Consider the following 15,311-nt stretch of genomic DNA (forward strand, 5'->3'; position numbering starts at 1 on the left):
CTTGGGCTATGGGTGCATGGGTGACGCAATCTACCTGGGCAAACGGGAAATTACCACCTTTCATGTGACACGGCGTTCCGGCGAACGGCGTAGGGTGGATTCACCGTCGCGTGTGGGAAGGGTATCTGACGCGACGCAGCAGACAAGACGAAAGAGGAGGAGAAGCATGACGGAGCAATCCATGTCCAGGCGCTCGTTCGTGAAGACGTCGGGCGCTTTTGCGGGCCTGGCTGCAGCAGGCGGAACCGCCGTTGCCTCGCAGGAGCTTTTCAGCGCCGGCGAAGCACATGCGGCCGATGCTGACACCATTGCCTGGAGCCAGTGCAACGTGAACTGCGGTGGCAACTGCATTTTCCAGTGGCACGTGCGCGATGGCAAGGTCGCTTACATGGAGACGGACAACACGGGTGACGCCGACTTCCAGGCGCGCGCCTGCCTGCGTGGCCGTTCCATGCGTCGTTGGCTGAACAACGCCGACCGCCTGATGTACCCCATGAAGCGCGTTGGCAAGCGTGGCGAGGGCAAGTTCGAGCGCATTAGCTGGGACGAGGCCATTCAGACCATTGCCGATCAGCTTGAGTACACCTACAAGACGTATGGCCCCAATTCCATTTACATTATGTATGGTACGGGCACGTACTTCAGCATGTCGAAGGTGGGCCATCGCCTGCTCTCCCTTGCCGGCGGCTACGTGAGCCAGCTGTACGACTACTCTACCCATCAGCTTTCCGCGGCGATGCCCTATATGTTTGGCTTCGACGAAGAACTGGGTAGCGTATTCAGCCCCTACGACAACGTGAATGCCAGTTCCTTCACGGAGGCCGAGCAGCATTCCGACCTGATCGTGATGTTCGGCAACAGCCCCGCCGACACCCGCATGGGTGGCGCTAATGCAACGTGGGATTTCGCTCGCGCTCGCGAAGGCGTGAAGAGCCGCGGCGGCAAGGTCGTGAACATCGACTACCGCATGAACGAGAGCGCTTCGGGCCATGCCGACGAATGGCTGCCCATCCGCACCGGCACCGACGCTGCCCTGTGCGCTGCCCTCATTCACGAGTTCATCAAGGACGGCAAGGCCGACCTGAACTTCCTGCATACCTATTGCGTGGGCTTCGATGAGGAGACCATGCCCGAAAGCGCCAAGGGCAAGAACAAGTCGTTCTATGCCTACATCATGGGCGAGGGCTACGACATGGTCGAGAAGACCCCCGAGTGGGCTGCTCCCATCACCCAGATTCCCGCTAGCCGCATCCGCGAGCTCGCCAAGGACCTGGAAAGCGCCAAGGCTCCCTTCGTATGCCAGGGCTGGGGTCCGCAGCGTCATAGCAACGGCGAGGATACGTCGCGCATGATCTCCATGGTTCCCGTGGTTCTTGGCCAGATTGGCCTGCCTGGCACCAACACGGGTCAGCGCGAAGCCGAGCCTCCCGTATATCTGGTGGGCAACATTCCCTTCAAGAACCCCAACAAGACGCAGCTTCCCGTGTACCAGTACCTGAACGCGGTTGACCACGGCAAGAAGATGACTGCGCTGAATTCCGGCATCCTGGGTGCCGACGAGCTGGGCACCGACCTCAAGTTCCTGTGGAACTTCGCCGGCAATTGCCTGACCAACCAGCACGGCGACGTGAATAAGACGCACGAAATCCTTGCTGACGAGAGCAAGTGCGAGTTCATTTTGGTGTGGGATACGGTCATGACCGACTCCGCCAAGTACGCCGATATCCTGCTGCCCGACATGATGCGCTCCGAAGTGCTGAACATGCAGACGCAGGGCTATTCCGAGTACTACACGGGCGTTACCGTGGGCGGTCCTGCTCAGGAAGCCCCGGGCGAGTGCCGCAACAGCTACGACGTGTGCGCCGACATCGCCGAGAAGCTTGGCTTCCGCGACGAGTACACCGAGGGCCGCAGCTACGAGGAATGGGTCGAGTACCTGTACAACAAGGGCCGCGATGCTGCCGCCGACCCCGTTGAGGGCTACGGCATCACCATGCCCACCTGGGATCAGATTCGCAAGGACGGCGTGTTCAAGATGGAATGCGAACCCGCCATCGGCCTGGAGGACTTCCGCAACGACCCCGTTGCCAACCCGCTGGGCACTCCTTCCGGCAAGATCGAGATCTACTCCGAGACGCTGGCTACGATCGCCGAGACCTGGGAGCTGGAAGAGGATGAAGAGATTCACGCCATCCCGATGTTCTGGGCTGGCCCCGAAGGCTATGGCAGCGTGACGAGCGAGTACCCGCTGTATTGCTCGGGCTTCCACTACAAGTCCCGCACGCATTCCAGCTTCGGCTTCATCGAGGAACTGAAGCAGGCGTGCCGCCAGCAGATGTGGATCAACCCCATCGACGCGGAATCCCGTGGCATTGCCAATGGTGATATGTGCCTGGTGAGCAGCCCCGCTGGCAAGATGCAGATCGAGGCGAAGGTAACCGAGCGCATCATTCCCGGCACCATCGGCATCCCGCAGGGCGCCTGGCATGACGCCGACATGGACGGCGACAAGATCGACAAGGGCGGCTGCGTGAATACGCTGACCACCTACCGTCCCACGCCGCTTGCCAAGGGCAACGGTCCCGCTCATTCCATCATCGCCCAAGTGGCCAAGGCCTAAGGGAGGAGGACAAGATGACTCAATACGCGTTCTATCTGGACACGACGCGCTGCACTGGTTGCAAGACCTGCGAAATGGCGTGCAAGGATTACCGCGACCTGTCCAGCGAAGTCGCCTATCGTAAGGTGTACGACTACGAGGGTGGTAACTGGGAAGACGCTGGCGATGGCACCTACACCACTACCGCGTTTATGTACCACATCTCCATGAGCTGCAACCACTGCGACAACCCCGCTTGCACGCAGGTGTGTCCCACGGGCGCTATGCACAAGGACCCCGAAACGGGTCTGGTCTCCGTTGACGAGACCAAGTGCATTGGCTGCGGCTACTGCCATATGGCCTGCCCCTACAACGCTCCCAAGGTGGATCGTTCCGTTGGCCATAGCGTAAAGTGCGACGGCTGCAAGGACCGCGTGGCCGAAGGCAAGAACCCCATCTGCGTGGATGCTTGCCCCCTGCGCGCCCTGGAGTTTGGCACGGTCGAGGAAATGGCCAAGCTGGGCGAACGTGGCAACATTGCGCCGCTGCCTGCTTCCAGCTACACCAATCCCAACCTGTACATCAAGCCCACCGACGATGCCCGTCCCGCCGAAAGCGGCGAAGGCGTGGTTATGAATCCCCTGGAGGTGATCTAGCATGGAGGCCGCTATGTCCGAACTGCCTTTGGCGCTGTTCACGGTATTTGCGTCAATTGGCGCTGGTGCGTTCTGCGCCCTGGCGCTGGCCGGTTTCTCCGTGCAGCTCGACGAGGGGCAGCAGGCTCGCGTCGACCGTGCGAGCTGGATTCCCCTGGCGTTTGTGATCATTGGCTTCATCTGCGCCTTCTTCCACCTGTCCAACGCGCTTAATGCCGTGAACGTGGTGGCTGGCCTGGGCCGCAGCCCGCTGACGAACGAGATTTGCGCGGGTAGTCTGTTCACTATCGTGGCCATCATCTACGTGGCGCTGGCGAACGCGGGCAAGCTGTCCGCGGGTGCCCGCAAGGGCCTGCTGGGCGTAACTGGCGTACTTGGCCTGGTGTTCGGCCTGTTCATGGGCCTTGCCTACATGATTGGCACCGTTCAGTCGTGGAATAGCTGGGCAACCATCGCCGAAATGGTGGGCCTCACGCTCGTAGGCGGCGCTGCTATGGGTTCGTTCGTCCTGGCTTCTGCCGAGGGCGCATCCAAGGCCAGCGGCGCGCTTACCGCCATGGGCTACGTGGGCGCCATCGCCGCCATTGCGGGTGGTGCATGCATGGCCGCTATGGTGTCGGGCGAGAGCACCGCGCTGTATGCGGGTTCCAACTTGGTTGCCGCGGCTATGCCCGCCCTGGTCATCGGATGCGTGTGCGTGATTGCTGCCGCCGTTGCCGCTGGCGCTGCCTGGAAGCGTGGCGCTTCCGTGGCCGCCGTGGCCATCGTGCTCGTCGTCATCGGCGCGCTGGCTCTTCGCCTGGCATTCTACGCGATGCAGCTTTCCGTGGGCCTGTCCATTATGTAATGCCCGGGAGCCCCGACTCCTATCGGGGCTCCATTTCCTAGGTCGGCCGTCACCCCCTAGACGGCCGGCATCATCTTGACGTGGAAGGTCGCCGGTTTCGAGCCGTCGGCCTTCCCTGATATACTGTCCGTGCTCGCAATGCAGGAGGTGGACATGGGTAGCGGAATGGAAATCGCGCTGGCAAATGCGCTGGGCGAGATTACCCTAGCGTTGTTTACCAGCTTGGCGCCGGCCTCTGCCATAGCATACGTTCTTATGGAGCTTCCCCTGTTCAGCCGTAGTCTCCCCGAGGATTCTCGCGCTTCGCTCAACAAGGCGCTCAGCCTGCCCCTCGTCTTGTGCATGATTGGCCTTATCGCCAGCGCTACGCACTTGGGCAATCCTGCGAATGCGCTGTACGTTATTATGGGCATCGGGCGTTCGCCTCTTTCGAATGAGGTTTCCGCGGCGGTTGCGTTTCTGGCGTGTGCCGCGCTCATCTGGCTCATCGGGTTTGCCGAAGGGCGGCATCGCACGCTGCAGCGCGCGCTCATGATCTTGGTCATTCCCGCTGCATTCGTGTTCATTGGGTTCGTCTCGTTTGCCTACAACGTATCCACCATCATTACGTGGGCCACGCCCTTCGTGCCCGCTTCCATTGCCCTGGGTGCGTTTGCCCTGGGCCCTATCATTGCCTCGCTAGGCATGCATGTCGCTGGGTGCGATGCGAAGTCTTCCCGCATAGGGTGGGCGCTGATCGCGGTGTCTGCTACCGCTGCGGCGGCCCTGTTTGCTGTGTATGTGCTGCAGATGGGCGCGTTGTCGCAGGTGAGCAACTACTTGTATAGCGTTCGCGACATTGCGCCCGAATACGGCTGGCTTCTGGTGGCATATGCCATCCTGGCTGTTGCGGCTTTGGTGGTGCATGTTCTTTCGTTCAGGAACAACGTGGGGCATCCGTTTGCCTTTCGCGTTGCTTCGTCGATACTCATGCTGCTCGCCCTCTTTGCTATGCGCTTTGCGTTCTATTTGCTCCATCTTACGGTTGGCCTGGGCGTCTAATCTGGCCGATTTCGGGCTTTTCTGTGCCGTGGCTCGGGTATGATGGTTCATCGAATACCGAATACGCGATGAACGGGCGATGGACATATGACGCAGCACGAAAGCGAAATGATGGGGCGCGGCCTTCATGGTGGCGAGCTCACGAGCAATATCTTCGATACGGCGCTCATCTTCGAGGGTGGTGGCATGCGCGTAAGCTATACGGCTGCCGTGGTGAACACCCTTCTTGAACAGGACCTCTACTTCGATAATGTATACGGTTTGTCGGCTGGCGCCAGCAATACGGTCAATTACCTTTCCCGGGATAGCGATCGCGTGAAGCGCTCGTTCGTCGACCTGGTGGACATGGATGATTTCGGTGGCATGAGAAGCTTGCTGCTGCACAAGGGCATGTTCAACGCGCGCAAGATCTACCAGGAGGCATGCAAGCCAGGTGGGTTCCTGCCGTACGACTTCCAGACGTTTGCCGCCAACCCTGCGAAGTGCACCATCTCGTCATTCGAGCGCGATACGGGTCGCACCGTGTACTGGACGAAACGTGAGCTTTCCACGCTCGACGAGGTAATGGTTCGCGTGCGTGCGTCGTCTACGCTTCCCCTGCTCATGCCTCCGCCGTTAGTGGATGGCAAGCGCTACTACGATGGCGGCCTGGGGGAGGGCGCCGGGTTCATGCTGCCTAAGGCGAAGGCTGATGGCTTTACGCGCTTCTTCATTGTGCGCACGCGTCCGAAGGAGTATCGCAAGCAGGATCCGCATGGGTTCGTGGCCAAGCTCACGAACGCCATGCTCTGGCGTAGGCCCCGTCTGCGCGAAGCGCTTGCCCGCAGGGCCGATGCGTACAACGCCCAATGTGAGGAAATCGAGCGTTTGCAGGCCGAGGGGCAGGCGTACGTGTTCTATGCCGAGGGCATGAACGTGGAAAGCGGTACGACCGATAAGGCCGCACTGCAAGCGAGCTACGACATGGGCTGGGAGCAGGCTCACCGCGAATTGCCCGCCATGCTCGCGTTCCTAGAGGGGCATATCGAGCGCTAGACTGGGCCTGGCGCGTTACCTTTGCACCGCGACGTGCCGGCCGTGCGCTGGGTGGCTTTCGCCGTCTTTCTCGCTTGCGAACAGGCGATTGGGAAAGACGATGGCGCACAGGAACAGCGGCGATGCCAGGAAGAGCGGTATGACGTAGCGCATGTTGCTCACGGGGCCCGCGAAGAACGTGAGCAGGAATGCGAGCGGAACGAGGAATACGAGCGACCTGCTCCACTCCTTTTTGCTGCGCCCAATGAGCGACAGGGCTCCGAAGAACATGATCCAAAGTGGCATGGCCAGCGAAAACGCCACGCGTACGAAGGGAATCTTGTCCAGCGTTTCGAACGTGGCCAGGCCATTCAGGAAGTCGCAGTAAGCCGGAATCTTGGAATCGAGCGTTACTTGGTAATACTCAGATTCGCGGTTGTTGGTTTCCAGGAAGACGCGCTTTGAATAGGAGTCTACGGGCGGTGCGCCCAGATACCAATATGGTAGGTTTTGCGAGAGCGCAGTATTCAGGTAGCTCGTAGGATGGGCAAGGCCGATGGCTGCCCATAGCTCCAGGAACTTTGCAGTGTTGCTGTCGTCGGTAGTGAACAGGTTCTTCGCCGGATCGGCGAAACGCGGGTTGAACTTTTTCGCCGCCTTGTCGACGTCGAAGAATGCGCTTAGCGCGTTTATTTGGTCTTGGCTCAGCGTGTCTCGTTCGTTGGCTAGCACGCATGCGACTTGGTTGATGGGCAGGTTGATTGCCTCGCGGTTGGCACCTTTTGCGATGCCTAGCGCATTGTACACGGGGCCTGTGATGATGAGCGTAAGCGCAATCGGCGTAATGAGGGCGGCGCTGACAAGTTTGCGCTTTGGCAATGCCGCGATGCAGGGAATTACGGCGATCACGAATGCGTACACGAAGTTATTTCTGAAGAGGCAGCAAGCCAGTGCGAGCAGGGAAATCGAAACGAGTGTGGGGATATGCGCGATTCGTTGCTCGGGGTTGGCGATAACGCGGCATAGTTGAATGAGCAGGGGGATGAAGAACGCCGCGAAGAAGACGTCCTTGGTGGGGCAGAGCGTCATAATGCTCGTGAGCGGGCAGGCGAAGAGTATAGCCGAGGCGATGACCAGCGCTCGGGGCATTCTGCGGGCATGGAGGAATGCGATAAGCGAAGCCAGCGACGCGGAAATTACGAGCATTTGGACGAGTTCGTAGATGGTAATTCCCCGCAGGCCCATGAAACCTTCGGCATTCAGGCACAGCCCTATGATCCATGTGTGCAGGGGTGGGTGATGGCTCGTGTATTCGCCGGTGAATATGTAGCTTGCTTGCCTGGGCATGTCGTACGAGAATGTCCCGGGCCAGAATGCAAGCAGTGTGGGAATCCACGCTACGAAGAGAAATGCCCACGAGATGAAGAACACCGTGCGTGATGAGAGCGAGCGCTTGCCTGCTTTGTCTGCATTGTCGTGTTCTTCCAGGAATCCCCAGATAAGAGAGCATGCTTGCATGACAACTACGCTAGTGCCGAAGAGCGAGATAAGCGTTCGGGCGATTGCCTTGGGCGAGGCAATTATTTCGTTCAGGGTATTGTCTTTGTAGACGGCATGCCCCGCAACGGCGGCTAGGGCGAATAGGATGCCAAACACAAGTGCGCAGCGATTGATGGTACGTCGCGTTTCTTTGTCGAGCGTATCTTGCTTGCGAACGTAGAGTTCCCCGATGGCGAATGCTGCGACGAGCAGCACGACTGCGCAGACGATGCGCGCGGCAAGGGGGGTTCCGCGCGTGTAGAGCATCGTGCACCCGCCCGCAAAGCAGAGCGAGGCGACGATTCTGAGCGGGAGTTTTTCGGTTGATAGTCTCACGTGGAAAACTATAGCAGAATGCCTACGAATGGGTGGTCATTGCAAGCGACGGGGCCGCGGTCGTGATGACTGCGGCCCCGTCTGGGAGGGATGGGATATGGTGAGATGGCTTAGTGGATGTCTCCGGCCAGGAAGCGGGCGGCGTAACGGCCGAACGTCACCTGACGGCCCAGGCAGTTGCCAACCAGGTACACGGGGTAGTTGCCCGCGTAGTAGCTGCCCGAGCAGGTGCCCACGGCATGCAGGCCCTCGATGGCGTTGCCGTCGGAGTCGATGACCTGCGTATCCTTGTTGATGCGCACGCCGTCGATGGTGGTCAGCAGGCTGCCGCCGTACCAAGCGCCGTAGAACGGAGCCTGACGGATGGCGGAGAGGCGATAGGCCTCTTTGCCGAACTGCGTATCCTCGCCTGCATCGTACATGGCGTTGTACTCTTCGATGGTCTTCAGGAAGTTGGTCTTGTCTTCGCCCTTGAAGCCCAGCTTATCGGCGAGTTCGTCGAGCGTGTCGGCCTTCATGAGCAGGCCCTTGCTGATGTACTTCTCGTCGTAGGCCTCGTCGACGGTGTGGCCATTCAGAGCGCTCTTCCAGGTCATGGCCGAGCAGCCCTGCGTCTGGAAGCGCTGCACGTCTTCGGGTGCGTTCACGTCGAAGACCTGGCACCATACGCCGCCGGGATGGCTTGCTGCGGCGAAGGGGCGGCTATCGTAGTTGCCGCTCTCGTTGCACAGGCGCATGCCGTGGCGGTCGACGGTCAGGAAGGGCTGGCTGCCCAAATTGAACTGGCCGTTCGTGGCCCAGGTGCCGGCCTTTTCGTCTACGTAGCCAGCATCTACGCCCGGCTCTACGATGCCGCGGTCGAACACCATCGTGGCACCCACGGGGTCGAGTTCCGCGCCTACCCAGGCAGCGGCCTTGATGCCCTGGCCCGTGTTGTTCTGGTTGTAGTTCAGACTGGTAACGCACTTCACCGTCTCGGGAGAGCGTGCCTTCAGCATTTCGGGGTTGGCGGGGTAGCCGCCGCATGCCAGGATGACGCCCTTGGTGGTGTTGTACTGCACGTAACCGTTGCTGTTTTTGCAGATGGCGCCCGTGACGGGGCCGTTTTCCTCGCGAATGAGCTTCACGAGTTCGGTGCTGTACGTGACTTCGGCGCCTTTGGACTGGATGAACTTGGTGAGCTCTTCCACGTGGTCGATGCGCGCATCCTTGCTGTTGGGGTCGTAGTTGGCCTTCACCACATGATGGCACTCGGGCGGAATGAAGTAGTTCGTGCCACCAGCGCGGCCGTCGCTGCCGTTTTCCACGTCAACGATGGCGGTTGCGGGCTCGCCTAGGAACTCGGTGTAGGTGTCAACGAGCCATTCGACGGTTGCGCCCGAGTTCTCGATCCAGGTGCGGGCGACGGATTGGTCGTTCTTGAACGAAGCGTAGCGTGCCCATTCGTTGATCCAGCGGCCTTCGGAAAAGTCGATGCCCTGCTCCTTCTGCCAGCGCGAGTGAATGGCGCCAATGTCGAAGTGGCTGGCTGCGGGCTCGCCGCCCTTGTCGATGATGGCGAAGTTTGCGCCCAGGTCGGCAAGCGTTGCGCCGGCGACGATGCCGCTCATGCCCGCGCCCACGACCAGAATGTCAACGTCCTTGGTCTCCTTGATGTCGCTTGCGGCGATTTCGGGTGCCTCGCCCAGCCAGTCGGTCGTTTCGGTGGCGCTTGCGGCAACCTTGTCCGCCTCCTTCTGGCTCGCGTTCTTCGGCGTGCTGCAGCCCGCAAGGCCGAGTGCAGCCAACGCGCTTGCTCCTGCGGCCCCGGTAAGGAAGCCGCGACGACTGATGCCATGGGTCGTTGCTTTGCTCATGTTCAACTCCTCGATTTTGATTCCTCCCATGCCGCGGACGGTTGCCCGCGGTCTGTGGCCCCACCATACGGCGCCTTGCGTGGGGTGGTCACCGCCCCATTGGGGGCATTTTGTGGACGAAATGTGAATCGAGCCTTCACACCCCACTGGGGTGAGCTTTCTGAATAATCGCAGGTGGAGATAGGGTGGGTGCGCATTGGGCATTGCCTGCGCGCAGAAGTCGCGCATACAATGAGCGCGGGAGGAATCATGATAGGGAGAAAACAAGTCGCAGACGCCATAGGCGTTTTCAATCCGCGGGTGTTCGCACTTATCGGTGTGTTCGCATGCATGTCCCTTTCGGGCACCATCGTTAATGCCCACGTCTATTCGTTCATCGCTCCTACGTTCGGGGCGGCGCGTGAGCTGTCCACATTCCTTGGCGGTCTGGTGTTCCTGCTCATCGCCTTGTGTGCGCTCTATCGCCCCCGCTTTCTCAATGCACGGGTGCTCTTTGTCGTGGCACTTGCTGCGTTCGTTCTTTCGGGTGCCCTCATGGCGTGCGGCGCGACGTGGGGCAATGGGGCGATCGCCTCGCTTGGCATGTACGTGCGCCCTGTTGCGTCTGGCATTTTCGCCCTGTTCGCCGCGCTTGCCCTGCTGGAATTGGAAGACGTGAGGCAGGTTGCGGCCGTGGTCGCGTTTGCCCAGTTGGTCGATTACGCTGCGAGCCCGTTTCTCGTTGAATGCCTAAGCCCATCCACGGGCCCCATCGGCATTGCGGTGTGCGGCTTGGTGGGCCTTTGCCTGGGCTATCGGTTCGGCAGGGGGTCGTGCGAACGCGTACGCAGGGGCGAGCCCGCCCTCGACTTGGCCTTGGCGGACCCTTCTTCCTTCATCTCGCCTGGTCATGCGCTCTTTTTCTGCGCGCTTCTGTTCGGATTGGGCAATGGTTACGCCCTTACGCTCAACGAAATAGACAATGCCCCGCAACCTACTGGCTTGGATGGCTTCGTGGTCGTGCTTATCGTGCTCTATCTGCTGCTTGTTCGCGATAAGCGACAGGAAGACACGCTGTTTTCGTTTTCGGCCCTGCTTATGATGGCGGGGTTGATGGTGGCGCCCCTTGTGTTCGGGTTCCATGCGGGTTCTACGGCTCCGAATACCCTCATTCATCTGGGCTTTGAGACGTTCTCCGTGCTGTTGTGGATGGTGTTCTGGGGCATTGGCAGGCGTAGCTTCTTCAGCTTCCTGCCCGTGGTGTGCATCGCGCGCATGGCGAGCAGCGTTGGTACCGATATCGGTGCCGTGCTTGGGCATACCTCCAATGGGTTCCTGCCCGGCGATCCCTTTATGGCAGCAGCGTTTGCGCTGGTCGTCGCCTTTCTGTTCTTCGCGTTCCTATGGGTTGCGTTTCGCTCGTTCAGCTTTACCGATACCATCAATGGCGTGATCGAGCTGCCGCGTGAAGCCGTGGTCGCGCACCTCGAGGCACCCTTGCATGACGAGGAGGAGGCCGAGGAGGAAGCCGATCCGTGGCGGGAGCGATGCGAAGCCATCGCCCACAAGGCGGGGCTCACGCCGCGCGAGACCGAAATATTCATCATGATGGCGCGTGGCCGCAATGGGCGCTTCATCATGGACCACTTCACCATCTCGCGCAATACCGCGAAAAGTCATATCAAGCACGTGTACAGCAAGTTGGGCGTGCATTCGCATCAGGAGCTCATCGACCTGGCCGAGCGAAGCTAGTGTCGCACTATCGCACTTTACTGTGGTACATCGCCGTGCAAAGAGCGCCTTCCGCAGATTTTTAACGCCCTGGAAACCTGCGGAGGGCCCCTTGCTCGCTACAATAGGCGAAATTTTTCCCGGAACAGCTAGGGGCTTCCATGGATTTCATTACGGCATTTAGCGACATCGTCAGCGAAATCGACTCGTTCGTGTGGGGCTGGGCGATGATCGCCTTGCTTCTGGGCACGCACATCTACAGCACGGTGCGAACCAAGTTCATCCAGCGTAAGATCGGAACGGCCATCAAGCTTTCGTTTTCCAGCGACGATGCCGATGCGGAAGGTGACGTAAGCCAGTTTGGCGCCCTTACGGCGGCCCTTGCGGCCACCATTGGCACGGGCAATATTGTGGGCGTGGCAACGGGCCTACTCGCGGGTGGCCCGGGTGCCATCTTCTGGATGTGGATTACCGGCGTGTTCGGAATTGCCACGAAGTATGCCGAAACGTACATTTCCGTGAAGTATCGCGTGCGCGATGCCAATGGCGAAATGCTCGGCGGTGCCATGTATGCGCTCGAGCGCGGCCTGAAGCACAAGAAGCTTGGTCGCGTGCTTGCCGTGTTGTTCGCCGTGTTCGCATTCGTTGCCAGCTTCGGCATTGGCGCATCGGTGCAGTCGAACGCCCTGGCCGGCGTAGTGACCGCCTACATTCCCGACTTGCAATCGGGTGCCCAGGCCATGGGCGCTAATGCCATGATTGGCGTCTTCCTGGTCATTCTGGTGGGCGTGGTCATCCTTGGCGGCATCAAGAGCGTGACGCGTGTCACCGAGCGCCTGGTTCCCCTTATGGCCGTGCTGTACGCTGCGGGATGCCTCGTCATTATCTGCATGAACGGCCAGTATGTGGTCGAAGCCGTGGGCCTCATTCTCACGTGCGCGTTCACGGGCCAGGCGGCGTTTGGCGGCGCTGTGGGTAGCGGTATCGCCCTGGCTTTGCAGTATGGCTTCAAGCGCGGCCTGTTCAGCAACGAGTCTGGCCTGGGTTCCGCCCCGCTGGTCGCCGCGAATGCAACTACGAAGAACCCCGCGCGACAGGCACTCGTTTCCATGAGCGGCACGTTCTGGGATACGGTAATCATCTGCGCCATTACGGGCATCATGCTCGTTTCCACCATGCTGGCTAACCCCAGCATCGAGGCGGGCATCCTGGCAGGCGATATCACCGCGGCCGCCGAGCTTACCACCACGGCCTTTAGCTCCATTCCCGTGCTGGGCCCGTTGGTGCTGGGCGTGGGCATGATCCTGTTCACCTATTCCACTATGCTTGGCTGGTCCACGTACGGCAATCGCGCCGTTATGTACCTGTTCGGCAAGAAGGGCATTCGTCCGTATCAGGTGGTGTTCCTGCTGTTCGTGTTCTGGGGCTGCATTGGCGGCGGCGAGCTGGTGTGGAACATCTCCGACATCACCAATGCGCTCATGGCCGTTCCGAACTGCATCGCCGTGCTTGCTCTGGGTGGCGTTGTGGCCGCTGGCACGAATCACTACGTGTACGAGAAGAACCTCGACGAAGTGGACGAGGCGGTTATTCCGCAACTGCAGAAGTAGCGCCTTCTCTCTGCTGGGCGTATCTCATCAGGGTGTATTCAATGTGCGCGTAGGTTGAAGCCATTTCCATTCTATTTTTCGGGCTTTTCGCTGTTGGGGCGAAAAGCCCGTGTTCGCATTGTTTCCCGCGCGCTACTATGGAACAAATGCGCAAGCAGCATGGTCCATCCAATCCAAAGGAGTTCGGCTATGAAACCGTTGGAAATCAAGGGCATGGCAATCGGGGCGGGAGTCCCCAAGACCATTACGTCGCTTATGGCGCCCAATGTGCATGGCGCGCTCGAGGCGGCTCAGGAAGCTATTGCTGCTGGAGTGGACTGCTTGGAATGGCGTGGTGATTTCTGCGCGAACAAACATGATTTCGATTCTATGGTGCACGATGCGCGCCAGCTTGCCGCTTCGCTTCCCCATAATCCGCTTCTGTTTACCTTCCGCTCGGAAAGCCAGGGCGGTCAATGCACGCTTCCCGTAGAGGAGTACGTTGCTCTGAATCGTGTGCTCATCGAAGACGAGTTCATCGATATGGTCGACATCGAGACCTGGATTGGCGACAAGGCCGTACTCGACTTGGTGGAATGCGCGCATGCTCACGGCGTTGCCGCCGTGGTTTCCTATCACAATTTCCGGGGCACGCCCTCCGTCGAATGGATGGTTTCCCTGCTCACGCATATGGTCGACCTGGGTGCCGACATTCCGAAGATCGCCACCATGGCTACGTGCCCGCGCGATGCGTTGAACGTGCTTGCCGCTACCGACGAGGTGGCGCGCCTGCATACGGAGCGCCCTCTGCTCACCATGGCCATGGGCCCCATGGGCAGTCTTACACGCGTGGCGGGGGAAATGTTTGGCAGCGCGCTTACGTTCGTGGCCGTGCAGAAGGCATCCGCGCCCGGTCAGGTGGACGTGGCACAGGCGAAGCGCATGATGGGCGACATCCACGCCACGTTGGCATAGGCATTACGCCCCGCTCTTGCGGGGTGCATATAGTATTGGTTTCGCATACGAAGAGGAGAGAACATGGGAGAATCGGCACGTATCAGCGGACATACCCACCTGATTACGCTCATTGGCAATCCCACGACGCATTCGCTGTCGCCTGCCACGCATAATCTTTCGTTCGAGCACGAGGGCATCGATACCGTGTACCTGTGCTTCGATGTGAAGGACAACGCTCAGCTTCCCAAGGTCATCGAGGCCATGAAGGTCATGGAAGGCTGGGACGGCAGCAACGTTACCATGCCCTGCAAGCAGGCCATCATTCCGCTGCTCGATGAACTCGACGATGCCGCCGCTCTTATGGGCGCCGTTAACGTTATTCGCTATCGCGATGGCAAGACGAAGGGCTTCAACACCGACGGCGTTGGCTTCTGGGACAACGTGCGCAAGCATGGCGTTGACATCAAGGGCAAGAAGCTCACGCTCATTGGCTGCGGTGGTGCGGGTTCCGCCGTGCTGGTGCAGGCCGCGCTCGATGGCATGACCGAAATCGACGTCTTCGAGATGCCCGAGGGCAAGGGCTCGCAGAACGCTAAGGAGCTTGCCCCCAAGCTGCAGGAGAAGACCGGCTGCAAGGTGAACCTGTTCGTCACGGGCGATATGGAGGCGCTGGCCGCTTCCATCCAGTCGTCCGACGTGCTGGTGAATTCCTCTCCCGTGGGCATGGGCGAGGGCTGCACCGACACTCCCGTTCCCGCCGAGCTCATCAAGCCCGGTTCCGTGGTGGCCGATACCGTGTACTTCCCGCGTGAGACCCAGCTCATCAACGACGCTCGCGCCAAGGGTTGCACCGTTGTTGGCGGCCTTGGCATGATGATCGAGCAGGCGGCCGTGGGCGAGGAGATCTGGTACGGGATCAAGATGGACACCGACATGATCGAGCGCGAGCTCTACTCGTAAGCGTTTCCGCTCGGGCGCTGGTACGGGGCCTCCCCTCGGGGGCACCGTGAGTCTTCGCCGGGCCGGTCCGCGGGTCCCCTGCGAGGCACCCGCTCCGCTGCTCGCGTGGTTTAGGCCCCGCACGGGCCTAAACCTACGCTCGTGCGCTCGCTGGTTCATGCTTTTACTGCGCGCTGCCCGGGGTTGCCCGCGGATTTGCGTGAGGCT

Annotated in this window: 11 protein-coding genes; 9 read left to right on the forward strand and 2 right to left on the reverse strand. The window is 60.2% G+C overall.

From position 1 onward, the window contains the following. Positions 1–166: 166 nt before the first annotated feature. The 5 genes from E7002_RS05600 to E7002_RS05620 all read left to right on the forward strand — a co-directional run bounded on the left by E7002_RS05600 (position 167) and on the right by E7002_RS05620 (position 6,178). On the forward strand, positions 167–2,620 hold the full coding sequence (locus E7002_RS05600) for a DMSO/selenate family reductase complex A subunit (RefSeq protein ID WP_303727875.1): 2,454 nt from the start codon (positions 167–169) through the stop codon (positions 2,618–2,620). A gap of 14 nt (positions 2,621–2,634) precedes the next feature. Continuing rightward, the gene (locus tag E7002_RS05605) at positions 2,635–3,255 is read left to right on the forward strand and encodes a DMSO/selenate family reductase complex B subunit (RefSeq protein ID WP_303727877.1); all 621 of its coding nucleotides are present in this window, start codon (positions 2,635–2,637) and stop codon (positions 3,253–3,255) included. 13 nt (positions 3,256–3,268) lie between these two features. Then, the gene (locus E7002_RS05610; RefSeq protein WP_303727879.1) at positions 3,269–4,102 is read left to right on the forward strand and encodes a DmsC/YnfH family molybdoenzyme membrane anchor subunit; all 834 of its coding nucleotides are present in this window, start codon (positions 3,269–3,271) and stop codon (positions 4,100–4,102) included. Between the two features lie 153 nt (positions 4,103–4,255). Continuing rightward, on the forward strand, positions 4,256–5,143 hold the full coding sequence (locus E7002_RS05615; protein ID WP_303727880.1) for a DmsC/YnfH family molybdoenzyme membrane anchor subunit: 888 nt from the start codon (positions 4,256–4,258) through the stop codon (positions 5,141–5,143). An 87-nt stretch (positions 5,144–5,230) separates the two neighbouring features. Next, on the forward strand, positions 5,231–6,178 hold the full coding sequence (locus tag E7002_RS05620; RefSeq protein ID WP_303727882.1) for a patatin family protein: 948 nt from the start codon (positions 5,231–5,233) through the stop codon (positions 6,176–6,178). 15 nt (positions 6,179–6,193) lie between these two features. On the opposite strand, the gene E7002_RS05625 is transcribed toward E7002_RS05620, so the two are convergent. Further along, a complete protein-coding gene (locus E7002_RS05625; protein ID WP_303727883.1) occupies positions 6,194–7,963 on the reverse strand; it encodes a DUF6020 family protein in 1,770 nt (589 codons plus the stop codon). A 179-nt stretch (positions 7,964–8,142) separates the two neighbouring features. Beyond that, a complete protein-coding gene (locus E7002_RS05630; protein ID WP_303727884.1) occupies positions 8,143–9,888 on the reverse strand; it encodes an FAD-dependent oxidoreductase in 1,746 nt (581 codons plus the stop codon). A 300-nt stretch (positions 9,889–10,188) separates the two neighbouring features. On the opposite strand from E7002_RS05630, the gene E7002_RS05635 reads away from it, so the two are divergent. The 4 genes from E7002_RS05635 (at position 10,189) to E7002_RS05650 (ending at position 15,104) form a co-directional block, all read left to right on the forward strand. Beyond that, a complete protein-coding gene (locus E7002_RS05635) occupies positions 10,189–11,619 on the forward strand; it encodes a helix-turn-helix transcriptional regulator (protein ID WP_303727886.1) in 1,431 nt (476 codons plus the stop codon). A 140-nt stretch (positions 11,620–11,759) separates the two neighbouring features. Further along, entirely contained in the window at positions 11,760–13,208 is a 1,449-nt protein-coding gene (locus E7002_RS05640; RefSeq protein WP_303727888.1) for a sodium:alanine symporter family protein, read from the forward strand. Between the two features lie 189 nt (positions 13,209–13,397). After that, complete coding sequence (gene aroD / locus E7002_RS05645) at positions 13,398–14,162, forward strand: type I 3-dehydroquinate dehydratase (protein WP_303727890.1); 765 nt, start codon at positions 13,398–13,400, stop codon at positions 14,160–14,162. A 63-nt stretch (positions 14,163–14,225) separates the two neighbouring features. Beyond that, positions 14,226–15,104 carry a shikimate dehydrogenase gene (locus E7002_RS05650; RefSeq protein WP_303727892.1) on the forward strand — a complete coding sequence of 293 codons (879 nt, stop codon included), beginning with the start codon at positions 14,226–14,228 and terminating at the stop codon, positions 15,102–15,104. Positions 15,105–15,311 lie beyond the last annotated feature (207 nt).

The sequence above is a fragment of the Denitrobacterium detoxificans genome, assembly GCF_015062615.1.
Lineage (GTDB): Bacteria > Actinomycetota > Coriobacteriia > Coriobacteriales > Eggerthellaceae > Denitrobacterium > Denitrobacterium detoxificans_A.

What these genes read in the sequence shown, in the direction of transcription:
- E7002_RS05600 (WP_303727875.1), top strand. Translation starts at nt 167, where the DNA reads ATGACGGAGCAATCCATGTCCAGGCGCTCGTTCGTGAAGACGTCGGGC.
- E7002_RS05605 (WP_303727877.1), top strand. Translation starts at nt 2,635, where the DNA reads ATGACTCAATACGCGTTCTATCTGGACACGACGCGCTGCACTGGTTGC.
- E7002_RS05610 (WP_303727879.1), top strand. Translation starts at nt 3,269, where the DNA reads ATGTCCGAACTGCCTTTGGCGCTGTTCACGGTATTTGCGTCAATTGGC.
- E7002_RS05615 (WP_303727880.1), top strand. Translation starts at nt 4,256, where the DNA reads ATGGGTAGCGGAATGGAAATCGCGCTGGCAAATGCGCTGGGCGAGATT.
- E7002_RS05620 (WP_303727882.1), top strand. Translation starts at nt 5,231, where the DNA reads ATGACGCAGCACGAAAGCGAAATGATGGGGCGCGGCCTTCATGGTGGC.
- E7002_RS05625 (WP_303727883.1), bottom strand. Translation starts at nt 7,963, where the DNA reads ATGCTCTACACGCGCGGAACCCCCCTTGCCGCGCGCATCGTCTGCGCA.
- E7002_RS05630 (WP_303727884.1), bottom strand. Translation starts at nt 9,888, where the DNA reads ATGAGCAAAGCAACGACCCATGGCATCAGTCGTCGCGGCTTCCTTACC.
- E7002_RS05640 (WP_303727888.1), top strand. Translation starts at nt 11,760, where the DNA reads ATGGATTTCATTACGGCATTTAGCGACATCGTCAGCGAAATCGACTCG.
- aroD (WP_303727890.1), top strand. Translation starts at nt 13,398, where the DNA reads ATGAAACCGTTGGAAATCAAGGGCATGGCAATCGGGGCGGGAGTCCCC.
- E7002_RS05650 (WP_303727892.1), top strand. Translation starts at nt 14,226, where the DNA reads ATGGGAGAATCGGCACGTATCAGCGGACATACCCACCTGATTACGCTC.